Below are 25,970 nucleotides of genomic sequence, written 5' to 3'. Positions count from 1 at the left end.
TCAGGGAGAATCCCCGGGAATAGAATGATTTCCGATCACTCAAGCATACATAAAACCGATATCAGGAGCCCACCATGTCAACTATGAAGAAACCGCTGGTCATCATCACGGGCGCCAGTTCCGGCATCGGCCTGGCCACCGCCGGCCTGTTCTCGGCTCACGGCCACCCGCTACTGCTGCTGGCCCGCCGGCTGGAAAAAATGCAGGCGCTGAACCTGCCCGACACCCTGGCGCTGTCCGTGGACGTGACCGACCGCGCCGCGCTGGCCGCCGCCGTGCAGCAAGGCGAAGCGCGCTTCGGGCCGGCCGATGCGCTCATCAACAATGCGGGCGTCATGCTGTTGGGCGACATCACGCGCCAGGACCCGGACCAATGGGACCGGATGCTGGACGTGAATGTGAAAGGCGTGTTGAACGGCGTCCATGCGGTCGCGGCCGGCATGGTCCAACGCAAGCGCGGCAGCATCATCAACATCAGTTCGGTGGCCGGGCGCAAGACTTTCCCCAATCACGTGGCCTACGTGGGTACCAAGTTCGCCGTGCACGGCTTGTCGGAAAACCTGCGCGAGGAACTGTCGGCGCACAACGTGCGCGTGACCACCATCGCACCGGGCGCCGTGGAAACCGAGCTGCTGGGCCATACCACCGATGCGGACATCAAGACGGGCTACGAGGCCTGGAAGGCCGAGATGGGCGGCAAGGTGCTGGCCGCCGAGGACGTGGCCAACGCCATCCACTACGCCTATGCGCAGCCGGACGGGGTTTGCGTGCGGGAAATCGTGCTGGCGGCCACGCGCCAACAGGCCTAATGCATCCGTTGCCGTGGCCGCATGACGTTCAGCCCTGCGCCTCTGCGCGCAGCGCGGCCCGCACCGCAGGGCGCTCTCCGATGCGGGCCGCGTATGCCGCCAGGGATGGCCAGCGATCCAGGTCGATCGCAAAGAACCTGCACCATCCCAGCACGGTAAACAGATAGGCATCGGCCACGCTGAACTGCTGGCCCATCAAGTAGGTGCTTTCGGCCAGGATGCCGTCCAGGTAGTCGAAGCGCTTGAAGAGCCGTTCGCGGAAATGCGCCTTGGCGGCTTCGGGCAAGGCCGACTGGAACAAGGGCGCCGATCCTGCGTGGATCTCGCTGGTTAGGAAGTTCAGCCATTCCTGCAGCCGCGTGCGTTCGCGCGTGCCATTGGGTGGCGCCAGCTGCATGCCAGGACGCAGGTCGGCCAGGTACTGGACGATGGCCGGCCCTTCAGTGAGCACATCGCCATCTACCAGCTCCAGCGCGGCGACATAGCCTTTGGGATTGATGGTGCGGAAATCGCGGCCGTCCGCGGCCTGCTTGGTCTGGTTGTTCACTTTGACCAGTTCGAAGGGCAATTCAAGTTCGCGCAAGACGATGTGCGGCGACAGCGAGCAGGTATGCGGGGCGTAGTAGAGCTTCATGGCTTCTCCGGGAAACGACATGGGAGAAGTCTCGCGCGCTGCGAGGCACGGGTAAAATTAATGCTCTATTTTCCTATCATTAGCTCAGCTACTTAATATGTTGAACCTGGGACATTGGCGCCTGCTCGTCGCGACGGCCGACACAGGCAACATCTCCCGCGCCGCCGAGCGCGTGGGCATCACCCAGTCCGGCGCCAGCCAGGCCATTGCGCAGCTGGAAGCGTCGCTGGGGCTCCAGGTCTTCACCCGTTCCCGCAAGGAAGTGGCGGTAACGGCGCTGGGCGAACAGGTCATCGATCACGCCCGCGCGATGCTGTCTCACCTGGAGTCCATCCGCGCCCTGGCCGACGACAGCCAGGGACTGAGCCAGGGCCGCATTCGGCTGGGCAGCTTTCCCTCGGTCATCTCGACGCTGCTGCCGCCCCTGCTGCACGGCTTCCGGCTGCGCCACCCCGGCATCGAGGTGGTGGCCTTGGAGGGCACGGATGAAGAGGTCGAGGAATGGCTGTCGCGCGGCGCCATTGATCTGGGCGTGGTGATGAACCCCGCAACGCAAAGGCAAGCCCTGATCCTGGGCCGCGATCGCTGGATGGCGCTGCTGCCCGGCATGCATGCGCTCAGCCGCCGCGCGTCGTCGCGGGGCGTCGCACTGGCCGAGCTGGCCGATGAACCGTTCATTCTCGCGACCGGCGGCTGCGCCGTGAATGGCCTGAGCCTGGCGCGCAAGGCCGGACTGGAACTCAACGACATCCGCGTCACGGTCCGCGACTGGGCCAGCGCCTGCGCGCTGGTGCGCGAGGGCATGGGGGTCGCGGTGGTTCCCGAGTCCACGCTGCCCGCGGACATGCGCCAGTTGCGCGCCTTGCCGCTGAGCCCGGCGGCGCGCCGGGAGTTCGGGCTGGTGCGCTCTGCCGCTGGACGGCAATCCGCGGCAGTGGGCGCGCTGTGGCAGCATGCCGCCCATGCCCTCAGCTCAAAAGCTTCGGCCAAAGTACGTACCCACTGAGACGAATCGCACGCGTATCCCAACCGCCAGCCGAAACTCCGCGCTACGATTTGATCATCGTTCCACCCCGCTTTTTCCGGACACGATCGCCGAAGCGCTGCCCTAGGGAAACAACGCGCCATGACACCCCGCCTGTACGCGCTCACCCTGCTCTCCATGCTTGCCTTCGCCGGCAACTCGCTGCTGTGCCGCCTTGCGCTCAAGCAGACCGCGATCGATCCAGCCACCTTCGTGGCCATCCGCATCGCTTCCGGCGCATTGGTGCTGTGGCTGGTATTACGCATGCGCAAGCCGGCCAAACAGCTGGAAGGCAATTGGCATGGTGCGTTGGCGCTGCTGGCCTATGCCGTGGCCTTCGCCTATGCCTACACCCAGATCCCGGCTGGCACGGGCGCCTTGCTGCTGTTCGCGTCGATCCAGATCAGCATGATCCTGTATGGATTCTTCATCGGCGAGAGGCTGAGCATCACGCAGGGGCTGGGCATAGGCCTGGCGGTGGCCGGCCTGGTGATCCTGATGTTGCCCAGCGTCAGCGCCCCGCCGTTGTTCCACGCCTTGCTGATGATCGCGGCCGGCGTCGCGTGGGGCGCCTATTCGCTGCTGGGCCGCCGCGCCAGGGACGCGGCCTCGGCGACGGCGGGCAACTTCATCCGCGCCACCCCTGTCGCATTGTTGCTATTCCTGCTGCACGGGCTGAGCTCACGCGTGGGCTACGACGCTGCGGGCGTGGCATATGCTGTGGCTTCCGGCGCGGTGACCTCGGGCCTGGGCTATGTCGTCTGGTATGCGGCGCTCAAAGGCCTGAAAGTGACTCACGCCGCCACCGTGCAGCTCAGCGTGCCAGTGTTGACGGCATTTGGCGGGACCCTGTTCCTGGATGAGCCCGTGACCGGAATCCTGGTGACGGCGTCGGTGCTGATCCTGCTCGGCATCGCGTTGGTGGTGCTGGTCAAGCGGCCGGCTCGATAGCCCTTTTCAGTTCACGCGCTTGGGCAGCACCGCCCGCATCCAGCGCGACAAGCGCGGCCGGATGCGCTGGTTGTGCAGCAGCACGGCGCCCACGGCGCCGATGAACGCGCCGACCACCGTATCCAGGAAGCGGGCCTCGATGACGGCCGCGGGATAGCCCTGTCCCAGGTGCGGCGCCTCGGCCAGGAAGATCGTCAAGGGCGTGATCAGCACCACGGCGCTGGCGTAATGGCGCACCACCAGCGTTTCTATGCCGAACGACAGCGCCATCATCACCAGGCTCAAGGTCCATACGTTCAGCGGCAGGCTCAACAAGGCCCATGCCACGCACAAGCCCACGGCGGTGCCCAGGATGCGATGCAGCTGACGGTTCCAGGCCGCCATCAGGGTCGCGCCCTGAATGATCGCCAAACAGCTGACGGGCACCCAGTAAGGCCGCGGCAGTTGCAACAACTCGGCCACCAACAGCGACACACCCACGAACAGGCCAATGATTACAGAGTCGTAGACCACGAAATCGAACGTGGGCCTGGGCAACGCGGTTTCGGGCGGCGGCGGCGCGACCCGCGTCATGTGCAGGGAATACACAAACGCCACCAGGCACGCAACCAGGCTGCCCAAGGCCACCATGCCGACGCGTGTGGGGATTTCTTCCACGCTCCCCGGCGTGTAGGCCGCGATCGCAGTCGCCATGATGTAGAACAGGCTGCCCGGCGGCCCCAGCCGGTAGCAGCGGCAGACCATGTTCACCACCATGGCGATGAAGGTCAACGCCACCAGCATGACAGCAGGCCAGAACTGCGTCAGCGCGCCCACCGCATAGCAGGCCACCATGCCGAAGGACGCCGCCAACAGCATCATCATGCGGTGCTGTAGCGAGGAATTGGGCAGGCTCAGGAACACCATGCCGCCCAGGCTCGACATCAGGCCGTAGTCCATGCGGCCGAAATAGGCACCCACCAGCAAGGGCAGCCCGGAGGACAGGGCCGCGGCCAAAGGCATTTCCCAGGGCCGGTCGCTGGCGTTGACCCGGATCAGTTCGCGCCACACGCCCAGCAGGCGCGCTTTTGCAAAGGCGAATGAACGCCAGGAATCGGGACGGCCGCCGCCACCCTGCGGCTCATCGCTATTGTTCATGTACAGGCCCGATCGGAAATTCCATGCTTGCCATTGTCGCCGCCTGGCTGCAATGTGGATAGAGGCGGCAAGGACGCCCAACCGGCGGCATCACAGTAAAATCCGTGCTCAGTCCGTACGTTCAGCACGTCCAATGCGTGTGCCGTTGACAAAAATCATGATGCTCATTGCATTGCTTCGGATAGGCTTATGCGCAATATAAAAGGCAAGTCCTCGTCCAATACGGATGGCTATTTGTTTTCTGATCAAGTCGGTCACCTGCTGCGGCGCGTGTACCAGCGGCATACCGCCCTATTCCAGCAGTACATTCCCGATTCCCAACTCACCGCGGCGCAGTTCGTCGTGCTGTGTTCGGTGCGGGACAAGGGCGCGAGCTCGCTGGCCGATCTGGTCAAGGCCACGGTCATCGACCAGGCCACGGTGCGCGGCGTGGTCGACAGGCTCAAGCAGCGTGAACTGGTCCAGGTGGACCATGACCCCGTCGACCGCCGCAAAGTCGTCATCAACCTGACGCCCATCGGCCAGGAACTGGTGCAGCAGATGGAGCCGTTCGCCAAGCAGATCACGGAAAGCACGTACGGCAACCTGAATCCTGCCGAACGCCTGGCGCTGAACTATCTATTGACGAAAATGCTGAACGGCGACGAACAGGGTTGACTGTTCGCCGCCGTCCGTCAGGCAAAGGTCAGTCCAGCGCGCGGTTGCGCGATTCCACGTCGACCGACCAGATCGCGATGGCGCCTGCGACCAGCATGCTGGACAGCACGGCCAAGGACAGCGTGAAGTGGCTGGCCATGATGGGCGCGATGATGGCCGGCGCGAAAAGTCCGCCGAAACGCGCCACGGCTCCCGCCATGCCCATGCCGCTGGCACGCAGGTCGGTCGGATACACCTCCGGCGTGAACGCGTACAAGGCGCCCCACGTTCCCAGCAGCGAGAAACTCATCAGCAGGGTAGATCCGATCACCACGAACGGCGACGTGCCCAGGCTGTACAGCATGCATCCCACCGCGCTCAGCAACAGGAATCCGACCAGCGTGGGCTTGCGTCCCCAGCGCTCCACGCCGTAGGCGGACAGCGCGAAGCCGGGCAGTTGCACCAGCGCCAGCACCACCAGGAACTCCTGCCCGCGCATGAATGCGAAGCCTTCAGTGCTGAGCTTCACCGGCAGATAGACAAAAACGCCGTAGTACGCGATGGAGATCAGCGCCCATGCAAGGAACAGCCCGATACTGCGGCGCCGATAGTTGCCCGAGAACAGCGCGAACATGGACTTATGCACCGGCGTCTCGGGCTGCAAGTGGGGCATGTCCACATCGCGGCGGTTGACCCGCGCCACCCTTTCCAGCACCTTGCGCGCCCGGTCCGACTTGCCGTTGCGGTTCAAGTACATGGGAGATTCGGGGATATAGAAGCGCAAGGCCACCCCGACCAGCGCCGGCAGGCCGGTCACGAAGAAGATCACGCGCCATGCGTCGTCGCCCCACGACGTCGCCGCCAGCGCCAGCAGCGCGAGAAGAATGGTGCCCACGGCCCAGAACGATTCCAGCAGCACCAGCCAGCGGCCGCGGCGGTCGCTGGGCAGGAACTCGGCCATCATCGTGTAGTCCACCGGTAGCGTGCCGCCCACGCCGATGCCGGTCAGGAAGCGCAGGAACAGCAGCCAGGTGAATTCAGGCGCAAAGGCCGACGCCACGCCGGCGCAAGCGTCGATGATCACCGCAATCATCAGGACAGGGCGGCGGCCAATGCGGTCGGCCATGCGTCCGAACACGAACGCGCCAATCAGCATGCCGATGAAGAAGAACGTGCCGCTTTGCAGTGCCTGCGGCACCGTAATGCCAAAGGTCTTGGCGATCGACGGCGCGCTGAAGCCGATCGACAGCACCTGCATGGCATCGGCCATCCAGACCAGGCCAAAAATCACGAATAGCCGATACTGGAACTTGCCGACGCCGGCCACCAAAATGGCCTTGTCCACTGAAACCAATGAAGCTGACATAGATGAAACCCCTTGTTGTGATCAACACAAACTGCCGCACGCGTTGTGGCCGCGCTTCCTTTAGTTCAGCTCCGCGTGCTCGCGCAGCTTGCTAATCATGTTCGTCGTGTCTGGCCAGGCGTCTTTCCCTGGCGCGTGGCGTTCCCGCAAATAGCCGACCAGGTCCGCGATCTGTCTGTCGTCAAGGCTGTCCTTGAATCCCGGCATGTAGCCCAGCTCGTCATTGGCCGGATTCTGGATGCCGTTGAGAATCACCTGGATCAGGTTGTCGGGCGTAGCGGCTTGCAGATTGGTGTTCGCGTTCAATTGGGGTTTCACGCCAAACAGCGTCGGGCCGCTGCCTGCCTCGTGGCAGACCGCGCATGCGTTCTGGTAGACGCGTTCGCCGTTTGCCCGCCGGCCCTGTAGGGATTGGATCGTGGCTGCGGCCGGCGCGGGAGCCGGCGAGGCCTCAGCAGCTTTGGCCCCGGCAGAGCCCGCCGCTTGCGGCAGATCCAGCAAATACGTGGTGATGGCCCTTACGTCGCTGTCCGGCAGCTCGGCCAACCCCTGGATCACCGGCGCCATCGGACCCGCCGCCACACCGTGGCGGGGCGAGTACCCCGTGCGCAGATACTGGAACAGTTCCTCTCCCGTCCAGGCCCGCGAGCCCGCGGCCAATTGGTTCAGCGCGGGCGCGGTCCAGCCCTCGGCCTCGCCGCCAGCCAGGTAATGCACGCCCGTCTTTTCCGCCCCCAGGCGGTTGCGCGGCGAGTGGCATGCCGCGCAGTGTCCGGCCCCCTGCACCAGATAGGCTCCCCGCAGCCACTCCGCGCTGCGCGACGCATCGGGCGTGAACGGCGTGGCGTCGTGAAACAACGCATTCCAGCCTGCCAGCAAGGGACGGAAACTGAAGGGGAAGGCCAGCTGCGTCTTTGGCGGCTCGGCGCGCACGGCGGGCTGCGACATCAGGTAGCCGTACAGCGCCTGCATGTCGGCGTCGCTCAGCTTGGCGTAGGCCGTGTACGGAAAGGCCGGGTACAGCTGGCGCCCGTCCTGATGCACGCCTTGGCGCATGGCGCGCTCGAACGCCGTGTATGACCACCGGCCGATGCCTGTCTCGTTGTCAGGCGTGATGTTGGTGGTGTAGATCGTGCCGAATGGCGTGTCCAGCGCCAGGCCGCCGGCATTGGCCTTGCCGCCCGGCGCGGTGTGGCAGGCAATGCAATCGCCCGCGGCCGCCACCAGGCGACCGCGTTCGATCGCGCGTGACGAATACAGCGACACGTCGGGACCGGCCGTCAACGGCAGCGCCGGTTTGACAGGCCAGAGCGCGGCGGCCATGCCGGCGACGCCCGCCATGCCTGCCGCCAGCCAGACCCAGCCGCGCCTCAGCGGATTGCGCATGCGCTCGCGGCGACGGCTGGCGAGCGCCAGCCGCAACTGCTCGGAATCGAAAGGCGCCTGCCGCAGGCGCACGCCCGTTGCGTCCTGGATGGCGTTGGCAATGGCGGCTGCGGCGGGCAGCGTAACCACGCCATCCATGCCCAATTGTCCCTGGACCAACACGCCGTCCTCGGTTGCATCACGGCGCGACAGGCCATCGTGTCCTTCGTATAGGCTCAATGCGCCGTGCTGTTCGTCTTCGGCATCCAGCGCTGGACTGCGCCAGTCATCGAAGACTGGCGGCCCCGCCAGCAGGCGACGGGCATTGGCCAGCAGCCGGGGCGTCTGATGCTCGATTGCCGCACGTATCGGCGCGCCTTGGGCCTGCTGCAAGTGCTGGCTGTCATGCCCGGCGACCACCCGCGTCACATCGACCTGACCGGTAAGAGGCTGTACGGTGACCTCGGCCACCCAGGCGCTCCATACCGTCCGCGCGGCGCCCGTCTCGTCCTCGCACTGCACCTGCGCCGTGGCGAAGCCTGTGCCGCGCAACGCGCCGATGCGCGGCGCGTCGTTGTCGTCCCTGGACAGCTCCGCCCGCTCCACCACCTGGCGCGCGAGTTCGAGCCCCGGTCCTTCGGGCAAATGCCGCAGGCGCCACGCGAGCGGTTCCTCGCCGCGGGCCAAAGCCTGCTCATGCCACAGGCTTTCCTGGGCAAACACTTGCGCCGCATTCAACTCGTCCACGCTGGCGCGCAGGGGGAGCGCCGCCCGAGTACCGGCCTGCACGGCGAAATCGCTGCGCACCGTCGCTTGGGCGGACGCGCGCGCGTGCCCGGGCTGGCTCAACAAGCGCGCCAGGCTCGGGCGCATGGCCCAGGATGCGTCCGCCCAAAGGATCGCGGGCTGATCGCGAGTGCTCTCGACGCCAGGCGTCGTTGCATGCGGGTTCGAGGCAGGTTCCGGCGCTACCGCTGGTTGAGGGGCTTGCAACACCAGTTCGTCCGCAGCCTCTGCGCGGCAGGCCACGCACACAGGCCGGCCCACGGCCTGCGACAGCAAGGCAGCGTCCGCAGCCGCATCCATCAGATCCAGCGGATGCGGCATGTTCTGGTGGACTGCGGTCGCACCATTGGCGTCAACAATGTTCAGCCGTATCGCCGCCTCGGGCAGCTGTAGCAAGGCCGCGAGCTCACGCCGCAGAATATGCTGCACGCCAGGCGCACACGCCGGCAGCCATACGCCTGCATACCCATCGACGCTCCAAGCCGTGACGCGAACGCCGGCTTGCGGCTCGGCCGACGGCAGGCGCAAGCCGTAACGGATCTGCTCCGAGCCGGACGTGGACATGCGTGGTATCTCGCCCGCATCAGCCGATTGCCACACGGGGGCCAACTCTGCCGCGGCTTGCCGGGCATACAGCAGGGTCACCGCAACCACGCCGATGAACTGCGCACGCTGCGTCGTCGCCACCACGCCAGCCAGGGCTCCGGCCTCTGCCAGTCTCGCGCTCAGCAGCCGGCTGCCGCGGTAGCGCAGGCCGTCCCACGCCAGTTCAGGCGGCCGCAGCGCAATGCCATGCAATACGTCGGCGGGCAAAACCGTCGGCAGGCCGCCATTTGCCGGCGGGGCCCCGAAAACGTGCGCGCTCATGGGGCGGGATCGTTCGCGACGCCAGCCGTGCGCAATTGCACGGCGCGCACGGCCGCCTGCATGATCTCTACATGGGTGCCGCAGCGGCACAGGTTGTGGTGCAACTCGCTGCGCAATGCTGCTTCAGTGGGGCAGGGATTGCGCCGCAGCAGCGCCTCCACCGTCATGATCATCCCGTTCAGGCAGTAACCGCATTGCGCCGCCTGACACTCGATGAAGGCTTGCTGGGTTGGCCCGGGCCGTTGCCGCGTACCCAGGCCCTCCAGCGTGGTGATCGCACGCCCAAGCGCGGCCTTGACTGGAATCACGCAGGACCGCGCCGCCACGCCATCTATCAACACCGTGCAGGCCCCGCACTCGCCCAGGCCACAGCCGTACTTCGGGCCATTGAGTTCGAGATCATTGCGCAGCACGTGCAGCAGCGCCGTGCCGGGCGCAGCCGGCACATCGTACGCGCATCCATTCACCATCAGGCGGATCGGCTGCGGGGCGCTGCTTGGATAGACGATGGATCCCATGGGCGTGGCAGTGGCTGAGTTTGAAAGGTAGGAAGGTTGCCGCTACGCAGGCCGGGGATCAAGTCCATTTTTCCCCACGCAGCGCAAACCCTTACGCCACGGCTCGCGCCTTGGGTTCGACCAACGGTTCGTTGAACACGTCATAGCCGAAGCACCACGAAGGGTCTTCATTGGTGCGCAGCCAGGTGTTGTCGTGCGAAATGCGCTGCACCTTGCTGGCGCGTTCCGCGCGGTTCGCCTCATACAGTGCAAACGCCAGTTCATGCTTATCTACGCCTACTTCCCGGAAGCAGCGCGCCAGCATTGCGCCGTCCTCGATCGCCATGGCTGCGCCCTGCGCCATGTGCGGCTTCATCGGATGGCAGGCGTCGCCCAACAGCACCATGCGCCCGCGGCTCCACAGCGGCAGCGGATCGCGTTCCAGCAACGACCATTTGGTCACTTCGACGGTGGCGTCGATCAGCGCCTGCACCGTGGGATGCCAGCCGTTGAAAGCCTCGCGCATTTCATCCTTGCTGCTGGGCAGCCAGCGGTCGTTCAAGTCCCAGTGTTCTACCGGCACGCCGGTCACGTAATAGAGCTCGTCGGCCTTTCCTGTCACGAAATAGACCATCATGTGGCGGTCGTCGCTCCACCACTTGACGCAGGAATCGAAGGGCAGCATGCCGTTCTTGACCGGCGGCGTGGGGAACACCGCGCGGTGCGCCAGATAGCCCGCGTACTTAGGCAGTTCCGGCCCCAGCAACTCTTCGCGGATGCGGGAGTTCACGCCGTCGGCGCCGATCACGATATCGGCCTCTTCGGACGTACCGTCGGCAAAGTGCATCACCACCACATCGCCCCGGTCCTCGACTTTGGTCAGCGATTTGCCGTAGGCGACGGCGCTTTTCGGCAAGGCATCGATCAGCAGCGCGTGGAAGTCGCCCCGATGCACGGTGAGATAGGACGCGCCGTAGTTCTTGACGGCGTAGTCGCCCAGCGGGATCTGCGCCAGGATATCGCCCGTCTCCCAATGGCGGCTATACCAGTAGTCCGGGTGGGAGCCTTGCGCGTTCAGCGCATCTTCGACGCCGATCCGCCGCAGGATCTTCATGACGTTCGGCCCCACATGGATGCCAGCCCCTAGCCGCGAAAACCCCGACGCCTGCTCGTAGACACGGACGTTCAGTCCTTCCTTGAGCAGCAGCGCAGCGGTTGCGGCGCCGCCAAGACCGGCGCCAACAATGGCGATACGAGGGGATTTGGACACGGGGGCTACTCCTTGCTGAATGATGAATGACTGGACAAGTGATTGCGCGAACGCGTTGCCGGCCGGCTTACGAAGATGCTGCCGCCAGGCGCTGGAGTTGGAAATTTATGAAGTACACGCTTTATTTTTTGATATCAAGAATCTCAACTCGCTCGCAATTCCGAAAATCAAAATCAAAAATATCGTATGTTTTTCACCTTATTAGGTGAAAACCACTACTAAAACCAGGTTGGCTACCGGCCTCACTCTTTGCAAGAATAGAGCGTATACACTTTATTTTGAATTTATCGGAAACCCTAGGTCCGATTCTCAAGGCACCCCCATGACGACGAACTCCAGCACCTATCTCTACGGCGGCCAGGTCCATGCGAACGGCATCCGCCAGCACTACCTGCGCTATGGCGGCCCTGAGGGCGAACGCGCCGAACGCCTCGCGGTCATCATCATTCCCGGCATCACCAGCCCCGCCGTCACCTGGGGCTTCGTGGCCGAACGCCTGGGCCGCCAATTCGACACCTATGTGCTGGACGTGCGCGGACGCGGGCTGTCGGCGTCCGGGCCTGACCTGGACTATGGCCTGGACGCGCAAGCGGCCGACGTGACGGCGTTCGCGCAGGCGCTGGGACTGGAGCGCTATGCGCTGGTCGGCCATTCCATGGGCGGCCGCATCGCCGTGCGCGCCGCGGGCAAGAAGCCGCAGGGGCTGGCGCGCCTGGTCATCGTCGACCCGCCCGTCTCGGGCCCGGGCCGCCGCGCCTACCCCGCCAACCTGGCGTGGTACGTGGACTCTATCCGGCAGGCGACGCGCGGCATGACCGCCGAAGACATGCGGGCGTTCTGCCCGACCTGGACCGAACCGCAACGCCAGTTGCGCGCCCAGTGGCTGCACACCTGCCATGAACCCGCCATCGTCCAGAGCTTCGAGGATTTCGGCCGCGACGACATACACGCCGACCTGCCTGGCATCGCCTTGCCCCTGCTGCTGATGACCGCCGAACGGGGCGGCGTCGTGAGCGATGAGGACGTCGCCGAATGGCAAGGCCTGGCGCCGCAGACGCAGCACGTCCGGGTGTCGGGCGCCGGCCACATGATTCCGTGGGACAACGAAGCCGGCTTCTACGCCGCCTTCGGCGATTTCCTTGGCCACGCCGTGGACTGATACCGCGCACGGGACCTGCACGCCTCCCATTCAGCCGCTTCAAGGAACCCTCATGTCCGTCAGCGATACCGATCTGATCCATGCCTGGAAACAGGTGCTCACCCTCTCCCGGCTGGAAGCCGGCCAGATTGTCACCGTGCTTACCGGCGCCGACACGCATCCGCAGACCCTGCGTTGCGCCATCGCCGCAGCCACCGACATGGGCGCGCGCGTCACCCGGCTGGACCTGCCGCCCGTCAACGCCGACAAGTCCATCAGCCGCGACGCCCTGGCGTATCTGGGCGCTACGCCACTTACCGGCAATGCCGCGGCCATCGCGGCGCTGACCGCCAGCGACCTGGTGCTGGACCTGATGACACTGCTGTTCTCCCCCGAACAACACGAGATCCTGCAGACCGGCACCAAGATCCTGCTGGCGATCGAGCCGCCCGAAGTGCTGTGCCGGCTGGTGCCGAGCGAGGCGGACCGCGCCCGCGTGCAGGCCGCCGCCCGCCTGATCGAAGCATCGCGCCAAATGCACATCACGTCGGCGGCCGGCACCGATCTGCGCTGCCAGTTGGGCGACTTCCCCGCCATTTCCGAATATGGTTTCGTGGATCAGCCCGGCCGTTGGGATCATTGGCCCAGCGGCTTCGTGCTGACCTGGCCCAACGAGGGCCATAGCCAAGGCCGCGTAGTACTGGACCGCGGAGACATCCTGCTGCCTATGAAGGATTACGTGACCGATCCGATCGAGCTCGTGGTCGAAAATGGCTACGTCACCCGCATCAATGGCGGGCTGCAGGCCGACATTCTCAAGGAATACATGGCCGCGTATGAAGATCCCGAGGCCTATGCCGTATCCCACATAGGCTGGGGCCTGCAGCCGCGCGCCCAGTGGTCCATGCTGGCCCACTACAACAAGGAAGCCCATATCGGCATGGACGCCCGCGCCTTCGAAGGCAATTTCCTGTGGTCCATGGGCCCCAACAACGAAGCTGGCGGCAGCCGCACTACCGCCTGCCACATCGACATCCCGATGCGCCGCTGCAGCGTCGCCCTGGACGGCCAGCCAGTCGTAATTAACGGAGTCGTGCAGGATGCACCGGGACTGGCCCGCGCTGCGCGCCGAGGAGAGCTCAAATGAACGCGCCCCAGCAACCCGCCCGCATCGATGACACAGCCGGCGACATCTCCGCTTATGCGCGGCAGGGTTTCGGCACTCCGCTGCCGCTCAAAGCCCCCTATGGGCTGCTGATCATCGACTTCGTCAACGGCTTCGCCGACCCGGCCGTTCTGGGCGGCGGCAACATCCCCGAAGCCATCTCGCAGACGCGCCATCTGTTGGCCCACGCCCGCGCGCAAGGCTGGCCGGTAGCGCACAGCCGCATCGTGTTCTCGGACGACGATGCCGACAGCAATATCTTCTGCCTGAAGGTACCGGCCATGCTGGCGCTGAAAGAACACAGCCACAACAGCGCCATCGTGCCGGAACTGGCCCCCGCCGCCGGCGAGTATATGGTGCGCAAGAGCACCCCGTCCGCCTTCTTCGGCACCATGCTGGCGCCATGGCTGGCGCAGCGCGGCGTTCAGACCCTGCTGGTTGCGGGCTGCGTCACCAGCGGCTGCGTGCGGGCCAGCGTGGTGGACGCCATGCAGGCGGGGTTCCGGCCGCTGGTCGTGTCCGATTGCTGCGGCGACCGCGCGCTGGGGCCGCACGAGGCCAACCTGTTCGACATGGCGCAGAAGTACGCCGCCGTCATGCCCATGGACCAGGCGATAACCGACACGCGGCCATGAACGGCGGCCCAGCCCTTGGCGTCCGGTAATGCCGGCATAATCATCCACCGGCCCGGACTCTGTCAGCCCCATGAACCTGCCTCAACCTGAAGAAATGCCTGGCGCGCTGCTCGCCCATACCGACGCCTTGCTGGTCGTGCGCGAACCCACGGCCCCGCCGCGCCCCGCGCCCGGCCAGCCCGGTGTCGCGTCGGACTATGTCCAGGCTACGCCGGAGATCTTCATTGCGTTGCTGGGCGACAGCGGCCAGCCATCCCAGGACACCGCGTCCGCCGGCTGGCGCGTGCTCGCCTTCAACGGCCACGTGGACCTGGGCACCGGCATCCGCACTTCGTTGGCCCAGATCGTCGCGGAAGAACTCGAGGTTCCCTTGTCGCGCCTGGAGATGGTGCTGGGGCACACCAATGCCGCTCCGAACCAGGGGCCCACCATCGCCAGCGCCAGCATCCAGATATCGGCGGTACCGCTGCGACGCGCCGCGGCCCAGGCCCGCGAACATCTGCTGATGCTCGCGGCTCGGCAATGGGACATCCCGCGCGATGCCTTGCGGGTGCGCGAGGGCGTCATCCGGCCCGCCGACGCCAACGACCCGCGGCAGCTGCACTATGGACAGCTGCTGCGCGGCCAGCACATACGGCTGCTCCTGGCGCCCCCTGACCAGGAGGTCCGCCTCAAGCCCGCCCACGAATACAAGATCGTGGGACAGGGCGTCGCCCGCGTCGACATTCCCGCCAAGGCCACCGGCGAACTCAGCTTCGTGCACGACGTGCGCGTGCCCGGCATGCGCCATGGCCGCGTGATCCGCCCTCCCCATCCGGGGCGTGACGCCGGCAGCTTCATCGGCCGTTGCCTGGCCGATCTGGACCGCGACTCCGTCGCCCACCTGCCGGGCAACGTGCAGGTGGTGGCGCAGGGTGATTTCATCGGCGTGGTCGCGGATCGCGAGGAACAGGCGATCGCCGCCATGCGTGCGCTGAAAGTACGCTGGAAGCCTGTTCCGCCCGCGCCGCGCCTGGATGATCTCGAGCAAGCCATCCGCGCCAATCCATCGACCGCCCGGCCGCTGATCGAGGAAGGCGACATCGATACGGCCTGCGCCCGCGCCGCCACGCATCTGCGCCGCAGCTATGTCTGGCCCTATCAAATGCATGCCTCCATCGGCCCGTCTTGCGCTGTCGCCGACTTCAGCGGCGGCCGCCTGACGGTCTGGACCGGCACGCAGAATCCCCACATGCTGCGCGCCGACTTGAACCGCTTGCTCAAGCTGGGCGAGGATCGGATAGACCTGATCCGCCTGGAGGCCGCGGGCTGCTATGGCCGCAACTGCGCGGACGACGTCTGCGCCGACGCAGCGCTGCTGTCGATCGCCGTCGGCGCCCCGGTCCGCGTACAGCTCACGCGCGAACAGGAACATCAGTGGGAACCCAAGGGCACAGGCCAATTGATGGACGTGAGCGCCGCGATCGATGCCGACGGCGAACTGCTGGCCTATGACTTCGGCGTCCGCTACCCCTCCAACGACGCGCCATTGCTAGCCCTGCTGCTGACTGGCGCCATTCCCGCCGAACCTCGCACGCTCGAAATGGGCGACCGCACGGCCGCGCCGCCCTATCGTTATCCCAACCGGCGCATCGTCTGCCACGACATGGCGCCGCTGGTACGCGCATCGTGGTTGCGCGGGGTGTCGGCCCTGCCCAACTCCTTTGCCCATGAGTGCATGATCGACGAACTGGCGCACGCGGCCGGCGCTGATCCTGTCGAGTACCGACTGCGCCATCTGGAGGATCAGCGCGCCATCGCGTTGCTGCAAGCCACGGCCGCCCGCGCGCAGTGGCGCCCGATGACGCCAGGCAGCCGGGGCCGCCCCGGCGCCGATGGCCGCTTGCATGGCCGGGGCGTCGCCTATGCGCGCTACGTGCATAGCAAGTTCCCCGGTTTCGGCGCCGCCTGGGCCGCATGGGTCATCGACCTGAGCGTGGATCCGGCAAGCGGGCGCATCGACGTCGAGCGCATCGTCGTCGGCCAGGATACCGGCATGGTCGTCAATCCCGACGGCGTCCGCCACCAGATCCATGGCAACGTCAATCAGACGCTAAGCCGCAGCCTGTTGGAGAAGGTCGTTTTCGACGACGCCGGCGTGGCCTGCCGGGAATGGGGCGGATACCCCATCATCGGCTTCAAGAACCTGCCTGCCATCGACGTGCTGCTGATGCCGCGCCAGGACGAGCCGCCCATGGGCGCCGGCGAATCCGCGTCGGTTCCCGGCCCCGCGGCGATTGCCAATGCGCTATTCGACGCGACGGGGCTGCGCTTCTACGAAGCGCCTTTCACTCCTGAAGCCGTGCATGCCGCGCTATTCCCGGCGGCTCGCGACGCGTAAATTCCGCCTCATGGATTTAACGGGAATTCCCTGATACTCCCGCTCCGGCCCGCTGGCTACCATTCGCCGCACCTCAGCCTTCGGCTGATCGCTACAAATGCGCCGGATGGCGCGGAGACACCCATGAAAGCACTCAAACTGGCCGCGGCAGGCACCGCCTTACTCATTTCGTCCTTGACCGCCCACGCCGGCGCGACTTTCGAGGCGGTCAAGAACAAGGGCTTCGTCCAATGCGGCGTGTCCACCGGCGTCGCCGGCTTCTCGGTGAACGACAGCAAGGGCGGCTGGATCGGCCTGGACGTGGACCTGTGCCGCGCACTGGCCATCACCATGTTCGGCGACGCCTCCAAGGCCAAGATCATGGCGGTCAGCGCGCTGCAACGCTTCACCGCACTGCAGTCCGGCGAAGTCGACGTGCTGCCCCGCAACACCACGCTCTCGCTGACCCGCGACACCACGCTGGGCCTGATCGGCGTGGGCGTGAACTACTACGACAGCCAGGGCATCATGGTGAACAAGTCCCTGAACGTGAAAAGCGCCAAGGAGCTGGACGGCGCCACGGTCTGCGTGCAGCCCGGCACCACCACCGAACTGAACCTGGCCGACTGGTTCCGCTCGCAGAACATCGTCTTCAAGCCCGTGGTCGTCGAGCGCCTGGACGAGATCATCCGCGCTTTCGCAGTGGGCCGTTGCGACGCCTTCACCGGCGACAAGTCGCAGCTGGCCGCGGCGCGCAGCAACCTGGAGAACCCGGAAAAGTACGACATCCTGCCGGAGAACTTCTCCAAGGAGCCGCTGGGCCCCATGGTCCGCCAAGGCGACGAACAATGGTTCAACGTCGTGCGCTGGACCATGTTCGCCATGCTGGAAGCCGAGGAATACGGCATCACGTCCAAGAACGTCGACGAAATGCTCAAGAGCACCAACCCCAACGTGCAGCGCCTCCTGGGCGTGACGCCGGGCATGGGCAAGAACCTGGGCGTGGACGACAAGTGGGCCTACAACATCATCAAGAACATCGGCAACTACGGCGAGAGCTTCGAGAAGAACCTCGGCCCCAGCAGCCCGCTGAAGCTGCCGCGCGGCCTGAACGCTTCGTACCGCGATGGCGGGCTGATGTACGGCTGGCCGGTGCGTTAAAGTCACAGCAGGACCACGCCAGGCATCGCCCGCTACGGCTTCGCGCCGTGGAACAGCGGCGATGCCTGGATTCTTTCCAGCATGCCTCTAGCCGCGCTGGTCAACGGCCGATTCGCCCGCACGATCAAGCGCGTCTGCGCCGCCTCGAAGATGGGATTGGTGGTGCGCAGCGCCACCAACTCACCCCGAGCCACCTCCTTCACCACCGAGTTCGCCGACGTGAAGGTCAGCCCCAGGCGGCTTTCCACATAGCGCTTGAGCGTCACCACCGAGTTGGCGATGAAGCTGGGCGACAGCACGATGTTCTCCGATAGTTCCGCCATCTCGATCAGCTGGCGCAAGCCGAAGCCCGGCCCCATCAGCGCAATCGGATAGCGCGCCACGTCCTTCAGCGTCGGCCGCTTGCGCTGCCGCGCCAGCGGATGATCCGGCCACGCGATCACGCACAGCGGATGGTTGCGCGTGTGAACCACGCGTATGCCGGGGTCCGCCGGCGCGCCGAACACCACGCCAATATGGGCGTCGTCGTGCACCACGGCGCGCACCGCGTCGGAAGCGCCGGCCACTTTCAGCGAAACCCGCACGCCAGGATGCTGCCGGCAGAATTCATCCACCACGCCGCTCATCAGGATATCGACGAAGCCCTCGCTGGTGACGATCTGGATATCGCCGCGTTGCAAACCATTGACCTCGTCCAGCCGGGCCCGCAAGGCCTGCTCGCTAGCCTGCCGGTCGCGGCAGTGGTCCATCACAATCGAGGCCATGTCGGTGGGCACGATGCCCCGGCCCTTGCGCTCCAGCAGCGCCACGCCCAGCTCCGTCTCCAGCAACTGGATCTGACGGCTGACGATGGAAGGCTCCACCCCCAGGCGCTCGGCGGCGCCGCGCACCGATCCGGTCGTCACCGCCTCGAAGAAGTATTGCAGGCGCCGCGCGCTCAGTCCTCCGTCCATGCTTGTCCCCTTTTTCTACGATTTCTCTAAATCGTTGCCTTTTTGGCAACAAACTCCCTCGCAGCTTACATTGATTTACAGGCCTGCGATTGCGAATAATGCGCGTACTTTCAAATCCGCTCGGTTGCGAGCCGCAAGCTGGAAGCCAGCGGCGGCGGCAATGCGAGGTAACGCCCATTTCGAGCCTTTAAGCATGAAACTCTTCGCTTCGATCCTCGCTGCCGCAACCCTGAGCGTATTCAGTCAACAGGCAGCTTTCGCCTCGCCGGAAGCTGCCTACCCGAGCAAGCCCGTCAAGGTCGTGGTCGGCTACGCGCCGGGCGGCTCGTCCGACGCCGTGGCGCGGCTGATCGCCGGCCGCCTGTCGGACAAGCTGGGCCAGACCTTCGTGGTCGAGAACCGTCCCGGCGCCGCCAGCAACATCGCCGCCGCGACCGTGGCGCGCTCGCCCAACGACGGCTACACCATCCTGCTGGGCTCGAACGCCAGCACCATCAACGTGTCGCTGTACAAGGAACTGTCCTTCGACTTCCAGAAGGACTTCGCGCCGGTGGCGCTGCTGACGCGCTTTCCCAACATCATGGTGGTGAACAACACCGTGCCGGCCAAGACGGTGCAGGAGTTCATCACCTACGCCAAGGCCAACCCCAAGAACATTTTCTTCGCCTCGTCCGGCGCAGGCTCGTCGACCCGCCTGTCGGCTGAACTGTTCAAGATGATGACGGGCGTGGAAATGGAACACGTGCAGTACAAGGGCAGTGCGCCCGCCCTCACCGACCTGATGGCTGGCCGCATCCAGGTGATGTTCGACACCGCGCCTTCGGTCATGCAGCTCATCCAGGGCGGCAAGCTGCGCGCACTGGGCGTCACCAGCGCTACCGTCCAGCCCTTTGCGCCCGAGATCCCCACCATCGACGCCACCGTCAAGGGTTACGAGATGACGTCCTGGTACGCGCTGTTCACGCCTGCCGGCACCCCCGCCGACATCGTGGAAAAGCTGAACAAGGAAGTCAACGCGATCCTGGCAGAGAAGGAAATCCAGGAGAAGCTCGCCGGCATGGTCGCCACGCCCGGCGGCGGCACGACGGAAGAACTGCGCCAGCACGTCGCTTCCGAAATCGCCAAGTACGCCGACGTCGTCAAGGCCTCTGGCGCCACCGCGGACTAAGCACTCGTACCATGCGCGTTTTCACCGGTTCGCTGTCCACGGAAACCAATACGTTCGCTCCGCTGCCCACCTCGCTGGATGATTTTGCCGACCGGGGCTACTACCCCGCAGGCACCCATCCTCCCGAGATGACCATCTTCAGCGGACCTCTGTGGGCAGCGCGCCAGCGCGGCGCGCAACACGGCTGGACCGTGATCGAAGGCATGGCCGCCGGCGCCCAACCCGGCGGCATTACCACGCGCCATGCCTACGAGACTTTGCGCGATGAACTGCTGCGCGACCTGCGACAGGCCTTGCCCGTCGACATGGTGGTGCTGGGCCTGCATGGAGCCATGGTGGCCGACGGCTACGAAGACTGCGAAGGCGATCTGCTGGCGCGCGTCCGCGGCATCGTCGGCCCCGAGGTCGTCGTCGGCGCGGAGCTGGATCCGCATTGCCATCTGTCGGACGCCATGGTCGCCAACGCCGACATGCTGGTCGCCTACAAGGAATATCCCCACACCGACATCCGCGAACGCGCGCTGGAACTGGTGGACTTCTGCGCGGCAATCGTCGATCGGCGCATCGCCCCGGTTGCCGCCGTGGCCGACTGCGAGATGGTCGTCACCATCCGCACGCCACAGGAACCGGCGCGCAGCTATATCGACCGCATCAGCGCGCTGGAAGGCAGCGACGGCATACTCTCCATTTCCGTGGTGCACAGCTTCGCCTGGGGCGACGTACCCGACATGGGGACGAAGCTGCTGGTCTATGCCGACGGCAATGCCCAAGCCGCCCAGGAGCTTGCGCGGCGCCTGGCCGACGAGCTCATAGGCATGCGCGAAGTGTTGACGCCCATCTACCCCAAACCGGACGAAGCCATCGACCAGGCTCTGGCATATGGCGCAACGCCTGTCGTCATTGCCGATGCCGCTGACAATCCCGGCGGCGGGGGTGCGGGCGACTCCACCTTCCTGCTGCGCCGCCTGCTGCAACGGGGCGTGCGCAATGCGGCGATAGGCCCCATGTGGGATCCCATCGCCGTCCGCATCGCTTTCAGCGCTGGCGTCGGCGCGCGCTTGCCCTTGCGCATCGGGGGCAAGATCAGCCCCTTGTCCGGGGAACCGCTGGACTTGATGTGCACGGTCAAGGCGCTGACGCCGGACATGGTCATGACGGGCTTGTCCGGATCGCCGGCTGTCGTGGGGAATTCCGCCCTGGTCGAAGCAGATGGTATCGAGATCGTGCTGATCACGGTGCGGGCCCAGGCCATGGATATCGATGTGTTCACGCAGTTGGGGTGCCGGCTGGAGGAGAAGGCGCTGATCGTAGTGAAGTCGGCGCAGCACTTCCAGGCGTCGTTCTCGAAAGTAGCGCGGCATGTGATCTTTGCGGATGCGCCGGGGTCGGCGACGCTGGACCAGAGGAACCTGCCGTATAAGCATATTCATAGGCCAAAGTGGCCGATCGATATGTGACAAAATTTCCGGAACGCTGGCCCCCGGACGTCTTGTATTGAAGGGATACACAACAGTCGTCAGTGGTTCATCATCCGCGAGTTACCCTAGCCTAGCCAGCGCCAGTCCGCTGAATGCGTTACTCTCCCCCTCCCCAATTCAAGTCCGCAAGGAGCCCCAAATGGCACAAGCCTCCGCCCGCCACATCCTCGTCTCCACCGAAGCCAAGGCCAACGAACTGAAGACCGCCATCGAGAACGGCGCCGACTTCGCTCAGCTGGCCAAGGAAAACTCCAGCTGCCCGTCCTCGCGCGACGGCGGCAACCTGGGTACGTTCGGTCCGGGCCAGATGGTCAAGGAATTCGACACCGTGGTGTTCAGCGCCCCGGTCGGCGAGGTCCAGGGTCCGGTGAAGACCCAGTTCGGCTACCACCTGGTTGAAGTGACCAGCCGCAAGGACTAAGTCCAGCAGCAGTCTCAAAGAAAGCCGCCGCCAGGCAACTGGCGGCGGCTTTCTTTATGGCTCGCGCATCTGGGCCGCCGCTCTCAGGCAGTCCACGAACGCGGTCAATCCGGCGCTGTCACGGCGGCCACTGCGGGTGACGATGGCGTAGTCCAGCGCGACGCGGGGCGTAAGGGCCCGGAGCTGCACGCGCCAGCGCGTGCCGGTCAAGGCGGCAAACGAGGGTACGACGGCTTGGCCCAGCCCGGACTCGACCATGGCCAGGATAGTTTCCAGGTGGCTGTAGACGCGGCGCGGCGGGAGGTTCGCGACATCGGGCATGCGAGGAACGTGCCGGTCTATCAGTTGCTGGATGGGGTTGCTGGAAGGCAGCACGATGAGACTGGCGGGATCGAGCCGCTGCCAGGGCAAGGGAGCGCGGCGGGTCCGGGCGGCATGTTCGGCCGATTGCGCCAGCACCAGTTCGGCGGGGAACAACCCGCGGCGGCGCAGGCCAGCCGCCTTCTGGAAGAAGGCGCCGAAACCGGCGTCCAGGGTTCCGTCTTCGACACCCTGTTGGATCAGGCTGCGGTCCATGTCGGCCACTTCGACACGCCATTCCGGCTGTGCTGCCGAGCAGGCGCGCAGCACCTGCGGCAGGATGCTGCTGGCGATGAGCGGGGTGACGCCCACGCGCAGCACGCGCGCCTGCGGCGTACTGGCGGCGGCCAGTTGACGCAGCGTGCCGCCCAGTTCATCGACCATGCGCTGGGCGACGGGCAGGAGCGTTCGTCCCGCATCGGTGAGCAACACGGCGCGGGTGCTGCGTTCGAACAGGCGGCTGCCTATGCTCTGTTCGAATTCGCGCACCATGGCGCTCAGGCCGGCCTGCGTCAGGTGCAGTTGGGCCGCGGCCTTGGTGAAGCTGGCATGTTCGGCTACGGCAAGGAAGCCGCGCAGTTGGCGCAGGGAGAAATTCACGCGTGGACTACCAGATAATTAATAAAACTTCTTTGTTAATAGACAAGATAACGCAGTTTTACTTGTTTATCTGTTTGCGTTGCAATTGCGAAATGCGCTGCCTTCCGTCCGGATGGGCCCAGAACAAAAGCGCAAATGCGCCTACAGGAGACAAGCATGTTCCGATTCCCCCTGCGAATTGCCTCGGCATTCGCCATCGCGTGCGCGGCCCTTGCGCCGGCGCCCGCCGTCCAGGCTGCGGACTTCCCCGAGAAGCCGATCCGGCTAGTGGTGCCATTTCCGCCCGGTGGCCCGACCGACACGAGCGCGCGCCTCTTCAGCAAGACCATGGCCGAACAGCTGGGCCAACCGGTCATCGTGGAGAACCGTGCAGGCGCGGGCGGCTCGGTGGGCACCACGTCGGTAACGCGCGAACAGCCTGACGGCTACACGCTGCTATGGGGCGGCACCAGCAGCATGGTGGTGGCGCCTGCGCTCTATCCCAAGCTGGACTATGACCCCATCGCCTCCTTCACCCCTATCGGCATGGCGGTGCGCGGCCCGCTAATCCTGGTGAGCCGACCCGCCCTGCCCAGTGCTGACCTCAAGGCGCTGCTCGACCTTGCTCGGCGCCAGCCGCTGACGGTGGCCTCGGCCGGCACGGGTTCGGTCGGCCATCTCACGGCCGAACTGTTCGATCGCAGCGCGAACGTGGACATTCTGCACATTCCTTACCGCGGCGGGGCGCCGGCGCTCAGCGACGTGCTGGGCGGTCAAGTTGATCTGTTGTTCGACACGGTGACTCTGCTGTATCCGCAGATCGCGGCGCAGAAGCTGCGCGCCTATGCCGTTACCGGCGCGCAGCGCTACCCGCAACTGCCCAACGTTCCCACCGTGGCTGAAGTGCTGGGCAAACCTTTCGAAGCCTATTCCTGGTTCGGTCTCATGGCGCCCGCCCACACGCCGCAGCCCGTCATCGAGCGCCTGACCAAGGCGCTGGCCGCCGCAGCGCGCGATCCCGAGGTCAAGCGCCAGCTGGCCGACCTGGGCCTGGAGCCTGTGGGCGATACGCCGGAGCAATTCGCGCAATCAATCCGCACGGACCTGGACAAATGGACCCAGGTCGTCAAGCAAGCCGGCATCAAGCCTGACTAACCCACACCCCCGCAACATATGTCTCACAACGCCTCCCCCCTATATCTCATCGCCGGCGCGGGCCTGGGCGGCCTGACCGCCGCGCTGGCCCTGCAGCGGCGCGGCTTGCGCGTGCGCGTGCTGGAGCAGGCACAGGAGCTGCGCGAAGTCGGCGCGGGCATCCAACTTAGCGCCAACGCCAACCGCGTGCTGTATCAACTGGGTCTGGAACACGCCCTGACGGAGGTCGCACGCCCAACGGCCGGAAAGCGTATCCGCTTGTGGTCCAGCGGACGAACCTGGCCACTGTTCGACCTGGGTGCGGAATCGGTGGCCCGCTATGGTTATCCGTACCTGACGATCTATCGCGCCGACCTGCACCGGATTCTGGCGCAGGCGGTGCAGGCCAATGACCCGCGAGCCATCACGCTGGGCGCCAAGGTCACCAGGTTCACGCAGGACGACACAGGCGTCACCGCCGTACTGGAGTCGGGCGAAAAAATCGAAGGCGCGGCGCTCATCGGCGCCGACGGCGTGCACTCGCGCGTGCGCGCCGCGCTGTTCGGCGCGGACGCGGCGGCGTTTTCTGGTACCGTCGCCTGGCGCGGCGTGATCCCGGCCGAAAAGTTGCCCGCGCATCTGCGCGAGCCCTATGCCTGCAACTGGGTAGGCCCGGGCGCCCACGTCATCCACTATCCGCTGCGGCAGGGAAAACTGGTGAACTTCGTGGGCATCCTGGAACGCGACGATTGGCAGGTGGAGTCCTGGACCGAGCGCGGTAGCGTAGCGGAATGCGCTCGGGATTTCGCGGGCTGGCATGAGGATGTGCAGACACTGATCCAGGCGCTGGACGAACCCTACAAATGGGCGCTGATGCTGCGCGAACCGCTGCCTGAGTGGTCGCAGGGCCGCGTGACCCTGCTGGGAGACGCCTGCCATCCGACGCTGCCCATGCTGGCCTCGGGCGCGGCAATGGCGATCGAGGACGGCTATGTACTGGCGCGCGCATTGGAGGCGCAGCCGGACGATGTTCCCCAGGCATTCAAACGCTACGAAGCGGCGCGCGTGGAACGGGCATCTCGCGTGGTGCGCGGTTCGGCCGAGAACGCTCGGCGCTTCCACAATCCGGCACTGGCACACGCGCAAGGCGCCGCCGACTACGTGGACCGCGAGTGGAACGAAACGCGCGTGCGTGAACGCTATGAATGGCTGTTCAGCTATAACGCGGATGAAGCGCCGATCTGACTCTGCCGCCACATGAAAAAAAAGCCGCCGCCGGGTCTATCGCTGGCGGCGGCCTTTTTCATTCGCATGGCCGCTGGGGCCAAGCGCGGCCTTACTCTTTGCCCGTCATCACCATATGCGCCAACGCGTCCGCATCCAGCCCGGCCACGTCGCGCTCGATGACCTTGGTTCCGCTCTTCAGGATCGCCACCCTGTCCGCCAGCGCCACCACGTCGGCCATGTTGTGGCTGATGAGGATCACAGTGCGGCCCTCTTCGCGCAGCTTGCGCACCAGGTTCAGCACCAGCGCCGTTTCCTTGACGCCCAGCGCGGCGGTGGGTTCATCCATGATGACGACGCGGGCGTCCCAGCGCAGGGCGCGGGCGATGGCGACGGCCTGGCGCTGGCCGCCGGACATGCGCTCCACGGGCCGGTCCATGTCATCGATGGGCACGGACAGGCGTTGCAGGTAGCCGCGCGCATCCTCGGCCATGCGGCGTTTATCCAGGATGCTGAGCGGCCCCACGCGCCGCACCAGTTCGGCGCCCATGAAGATGTTTTCCCAGATCGACAAGCGCGGAGCCAGCGCCAGATCCTGGTAGATGGTGGCGATGCCTTGCACCAGGGCGTCGTGGGGCGATCCGAACGCGACCTGCTGCCCGTTCAGGCTCATCGCGCCGGCGCTGGGTTCCTGCGCGCCTGAGATGATGCGGATGAGCGTGGACTTGCCCGCGCCGTTGTCTCCGCAGATGGCCATGACCTTGCCCTGGGGCACGTCCAGGTCCACGCCCCTCAGGGCTTCGACGGCGCCATACGACTTCTTGATCTGGCGTAGCGACAACGCGGCGGTCAT

At 65.6% G+C, this 25,970-nt stretch carries 23 protein-coding genes; 14 read left to right on the top strand and 9 right to left on the bottom strand.

What is annotated here, in order from left to right; genetic code table 11:
- Window positions 1-74: 74 nt before the first annotated feature.
- Window positions 75-809 (top strand): SDR family oxidoreductase, encoded by a 735-nt coding sequence (locus AC1RHV_RS16070; RefSeq protein WP_199728337.1) that lies wholly within the window; start codon window positions 75-77, stop codon window positions 807-809.
- Window positions 810-837: 28 nt separating this feature from the next.
- Here the strand turns inward: AC1RHV_RS16070 and gstA are convergent, their stop codons facing one another.
- Window positions 838-1,443: a glutathione transferase GstA gene (gstA, locus tag AC1RHV_RS16065; protein WP_492301324.1), complete on the bottom strand. Its 606-nt coding sequence runs from the start codon at window positions 1,441-1,443 to the stop codon at window positions 838-840.
- A 97-nt stretch (window positions 1,444-1,540) separates the two neighbouring features.
- Between gstA and AC1RHV_RS16060 the strand changes: the two genes are divergently transcribed.
- Both AC1RHV_RS16060 and AC1RHV_RS16055 read left to right on the top strand, forming a co-directional pair.
- Window positions 1,541-2,449, top strand: coding sequence for a LysR family transcriptional regulator (locus tag AC1RHV_RS16060; RefSeq protein WP_054458891.1), 909 nt, complete (start codon window positions 1,541-1,543; stop codon window positions 2,447-2,449).
- A 120-nt stretch (window positions 2,450-2,569) separates the two neighbouring features.
- Window positions 2,570-3,418 (top strand): DMT family transporter, encoded by an 849-nt coding sequence (locus AC1RHV_RS16055; protein ID WP_492301321.1) that lies wholly within the window; start codon window positions 2,570-2,572, stop codon window positions 3,416-3,418.
- A gap of 6 nt (window positions 3,419-3,424) precedes the next feature.
- On the opposite strand, the gene AC1RHV_RS16050 is transcribed toward AC1RHV_RS16055, so the two are convergent.
- Window positions 3,425-4,555 (bottom strand): FUSC family protein, encoded by a 1,131-nt coding sequence (locus AC1RHV_RS16050; RefSeq protein WP_054458887.1) that lies wholly within the window; start codon window positions 4,553-4,555, stop codon window positions 3,425-3,427.
- A 189-nt stretch (window positions 4,556-4,744) separates the two neighbouring features.
- Between AC1RHV_RS16050 and AC1RHV_RS16045 the strand changes: the two genes are divergently transcribed.
- Window positions 4,745-5,212 (top strand): MarR family winged helix-turn-helix transcriptional regulator, encoded by a 468-nt coding sequence (locus tag AC1RHV_RS16045; RefSeq protein ID WP_054458885.1) that lies wholly within the window; start codon window positions 4,745-4,747, stop codon window positions 5,210-5,212.
- Between the two features lie 28 nt (window positions 5,213-5,240).
- Here AC1RHV_RS16045 and AC1RHV_RS16040 read toward each other — a convergent pair whose 3' ends face one another.
- The 4 genes from AC1RHV_RS16040 to AC1RHV_RS16025 form a co-directional block, all read right to left on the bottom strand.
- Complete coding sequence (locus AC1RHV_RS16040; protein ID WP_119451707.1) at window positions 5,241-6,557, bottom strand: MFS transporter; 1,317 nt, start codon at window positions 6,555-6,557, stop codon at window positions 5,241-5,243.
- A 60-nt stretch (window positions 6,558-6,617) separates the two neighbouring features.
- Window positions 6,618-9,575, bottom strand: coding sequence for a c-type cytochrome (locus AC1RHV_RS16035; RefSeq protein WP_492301319.1), 2,958 nt, complete (start codon window positions 9,573-9,575; stop codon window positions 6,618-6,620).
- Window positions 9,572-10,093, bottom strand: coding sequence for a (2Fe-2S)-binding protein (locus AC1RHV_RS16030; RefSeq protein WP_492301317.1), 522 nt, complete (start codon window positions 10,091-10,093; stop codon window positions 9,572-9,574). Before AC1RHV_RS16030 ends, AC1RHV_RS16035 begins: the two co-directional genes overlap by 4 nt.
- Window positions 10,094-10,184: 91 nt before the next feature.
- Entirely contained in the window at window positions 10,185-11,342 is a 1,158-nt protein-coding gene (locus AC1RHV_RS16025; RefSeq protein WP_054458878.1) for an FAD-dependent monooxygenase, read from the bottom strand.
- A gap of 322 nt (window positions 11,343-11,664) precedes the next feature.
- Between AC1RHV_RS16025 and AC1RHV_RS16020 the strand changes: the two genes are divergently transcribed.
- From AC1RHV_RS16020 to AC1RHV_RS16000, 5 genes are all read left to right on the top strand, one after another.
- Window positions 11,665-12,501, top strand: a complete 837-nt coding sequence (locus AC1RHV_RS16020) for an alpha/beta fold hydrolase (protein ID WP_054458877.1) — start codon at window positions 11,665-11,667, stop codon at window positions 12,499-12,501.
- A gap of 52 nt (window positions 12,502-12,553) precedes the next feature.
- Window positions 12,554-13,627 (top strand): 2,5-dihydroxypyridine 5,6-dioxygenase NicX family protein, encoded by a 1,074-nt coding sequence (locus tag AC1RHV_RS16015; RefSeq protein ID WP_119451703.1) that lies wholly within the window; start codon window positions 12,554-12,556, stop codon window positions 13,625-13,627.
- Entirely contained in the window at window positions 13,624-14,280 is a 657-nt protein-coding gene (locus AC1RHV_RS16010; RefSeq protein ID WP_492301314.1) for an isochorismatase family protein, read from the top strand. Before AC1RHV_RS16015 ends, AC1RHV_RS16010 begins: the two co-directional genes overlap by 4 nt.
- A 70-nt stretch (window positions 14,281-14,350) precedes the next feature.
- Window positions 14,351-16,660: a xanthine dehydrogenase family protein molybdopterin-binding subunit gene (locus tag AC1RHV_RS16005; protein ID WP_492301312.1), complete on the top strand. Its 2,310-nt coding sequence runs from the start codon at window positions 14,351-14,353 to the stop codon at window positions 16,658-16,660.
- Between the two features lie 123 nt (window positions 16,661-16,783).
- Window positions 16,784-17,800 (top strand): amino acid ABC transporter substrate-binding protein, encoded by a 1,017-nt coding sequence (locus tag AC1RHV_RS16000; RefSeq protein ID WP_054458869.1) that lies wholly within the window; start codon window positions 16,784-16,786, stop codon window positions 17,798-17,800.
- Between the two features lie 32 nt (window positions 17,801-17,832).
- Here AC1RHV_RS16000 and AC1RHV_RS15995 read toward each other — a convergent pair whose 3' ends face one another.
- Complete coding sequence (locus AC1RHV_RS15995) at window positions 17,833-18,753, bottom strand: LysR family transcriptional regulator (protein ID WP_119451701.1); 921 nt, start codon at window positions 18,751-18,753, stop codon at window positions 17,833-17,835.
- Between the two features lie 193 nt (window positions 18,754-18,946).
- Here AC1RHV_RS15995 and AC1RHV_RS15990 point away from each other — a divergent pair, with 193 nt between their 5' ends.
- From AC1RHV_RS15990 to AC1RHV_RS15980, 3 genes are all read left to right on the top strand, one after another.
- Complete coding sequence (locus AC1RHV_RS15990; RefSeq protein WP_175212720.1) at window positions 18,947-19,921, top strand: tripartite tricarboxylate transporter substrate binding protein; 975 nt, start codon at window positions 18,947-18,949, stop codon at window positions 19,919-19,921.
- Between the two features lie 11 nt (window positions 19,922-19,932).
- Entirely contained in the window at window positions 19,933-21,378 is a 1,446-nt protein-coding gene (locus tag AC1RHV_RS15985) for a M81 family metallopeptidase (RefSeq protein WP_492301310.1), read from the top strand.
- A 160-nt stretch (window positions 21,379-21,538) separates the two neighbouring features.
- The gene (locus AC1RHV_RS15980) at window positions 21,539-21,820 is read left to right on the top strand and encodes a peptidylprolyl isomerase (protein WP_006385706.1); all 282 of its coding nucleotides are present in this window, start codon (window positions 21,539-21,541) and stop codon (window positions 21,818-21,820) included.
- Between the two features lie 54 nt (window positions 21,821-21,874).
- Here the strand turns inward: AC1RHV_RS15980 and AC1RHV_RS15975 are convergent, their stop codons facing one another.
- A complete protein-coding gene (locus AC1RHV_RS15975) occupies window positions 21,875-22,780 on the bottom strand; it encodes a LysR family transcriptional regulator (protein WP_310535338.1) in 906 nt (301 codons plus the stop codon).
- Window positions 22,781-22,936: 156 nt separating this feature from the next.
- Between AC1RHV_RS15975 and AC1RHV_RS15970 the strand changes: the two genes are divergently transcribed.
- Window positions 22,937-23,914, top strand: coding sequence for a Bug family tripartite tricarboxylate transporter substrate binding protein (locus AC1RHV_RS15970; protein WP_054458858.1), 978 nt, complete (start codon window positions 22,937-22,939; stop codon window positions 23,912-23,914).
- Window positions 23,915-23,932: 18 nt separating this feature from the next.
- Window positions 23,933-25,138 (top strand): FAD-dependent monooxygenase, encoded by a 1,206-nt coding sequence (locus tag AC1RHV_RS15965; protein WP_306651663.1) that lies wholly within the window; start codon window positions 23,933-23,935, stop codon window positions 25,136-25,138.
- A gap of 91 nt (window positions 25,139-25,229) precedes the next feature.
- On the opposite strand, the gene AC1RHV_RS15960 is transcribed toward AC1RHV_RS15965, so the two are convergent.
- Window positions 25,230-25,970 (bottom strand): ATP-binding cassette domain-containing protein, encoded by a 741-nt coding sequence (locus AC1RHV_RS15960; RefSeq protein WP_119451697.1) that lies wholly within the window; start codon window positions 25,968-25,970, stop codon window positions 25,230-25,232.

The sequence above is a fragment of the Achromobacter sp. GW823-FHT04E03 genome, from assembly GCF_058796095.1.
This window is presented reverse-complemented; position numbering and strand designations above follow the sequence as displayed.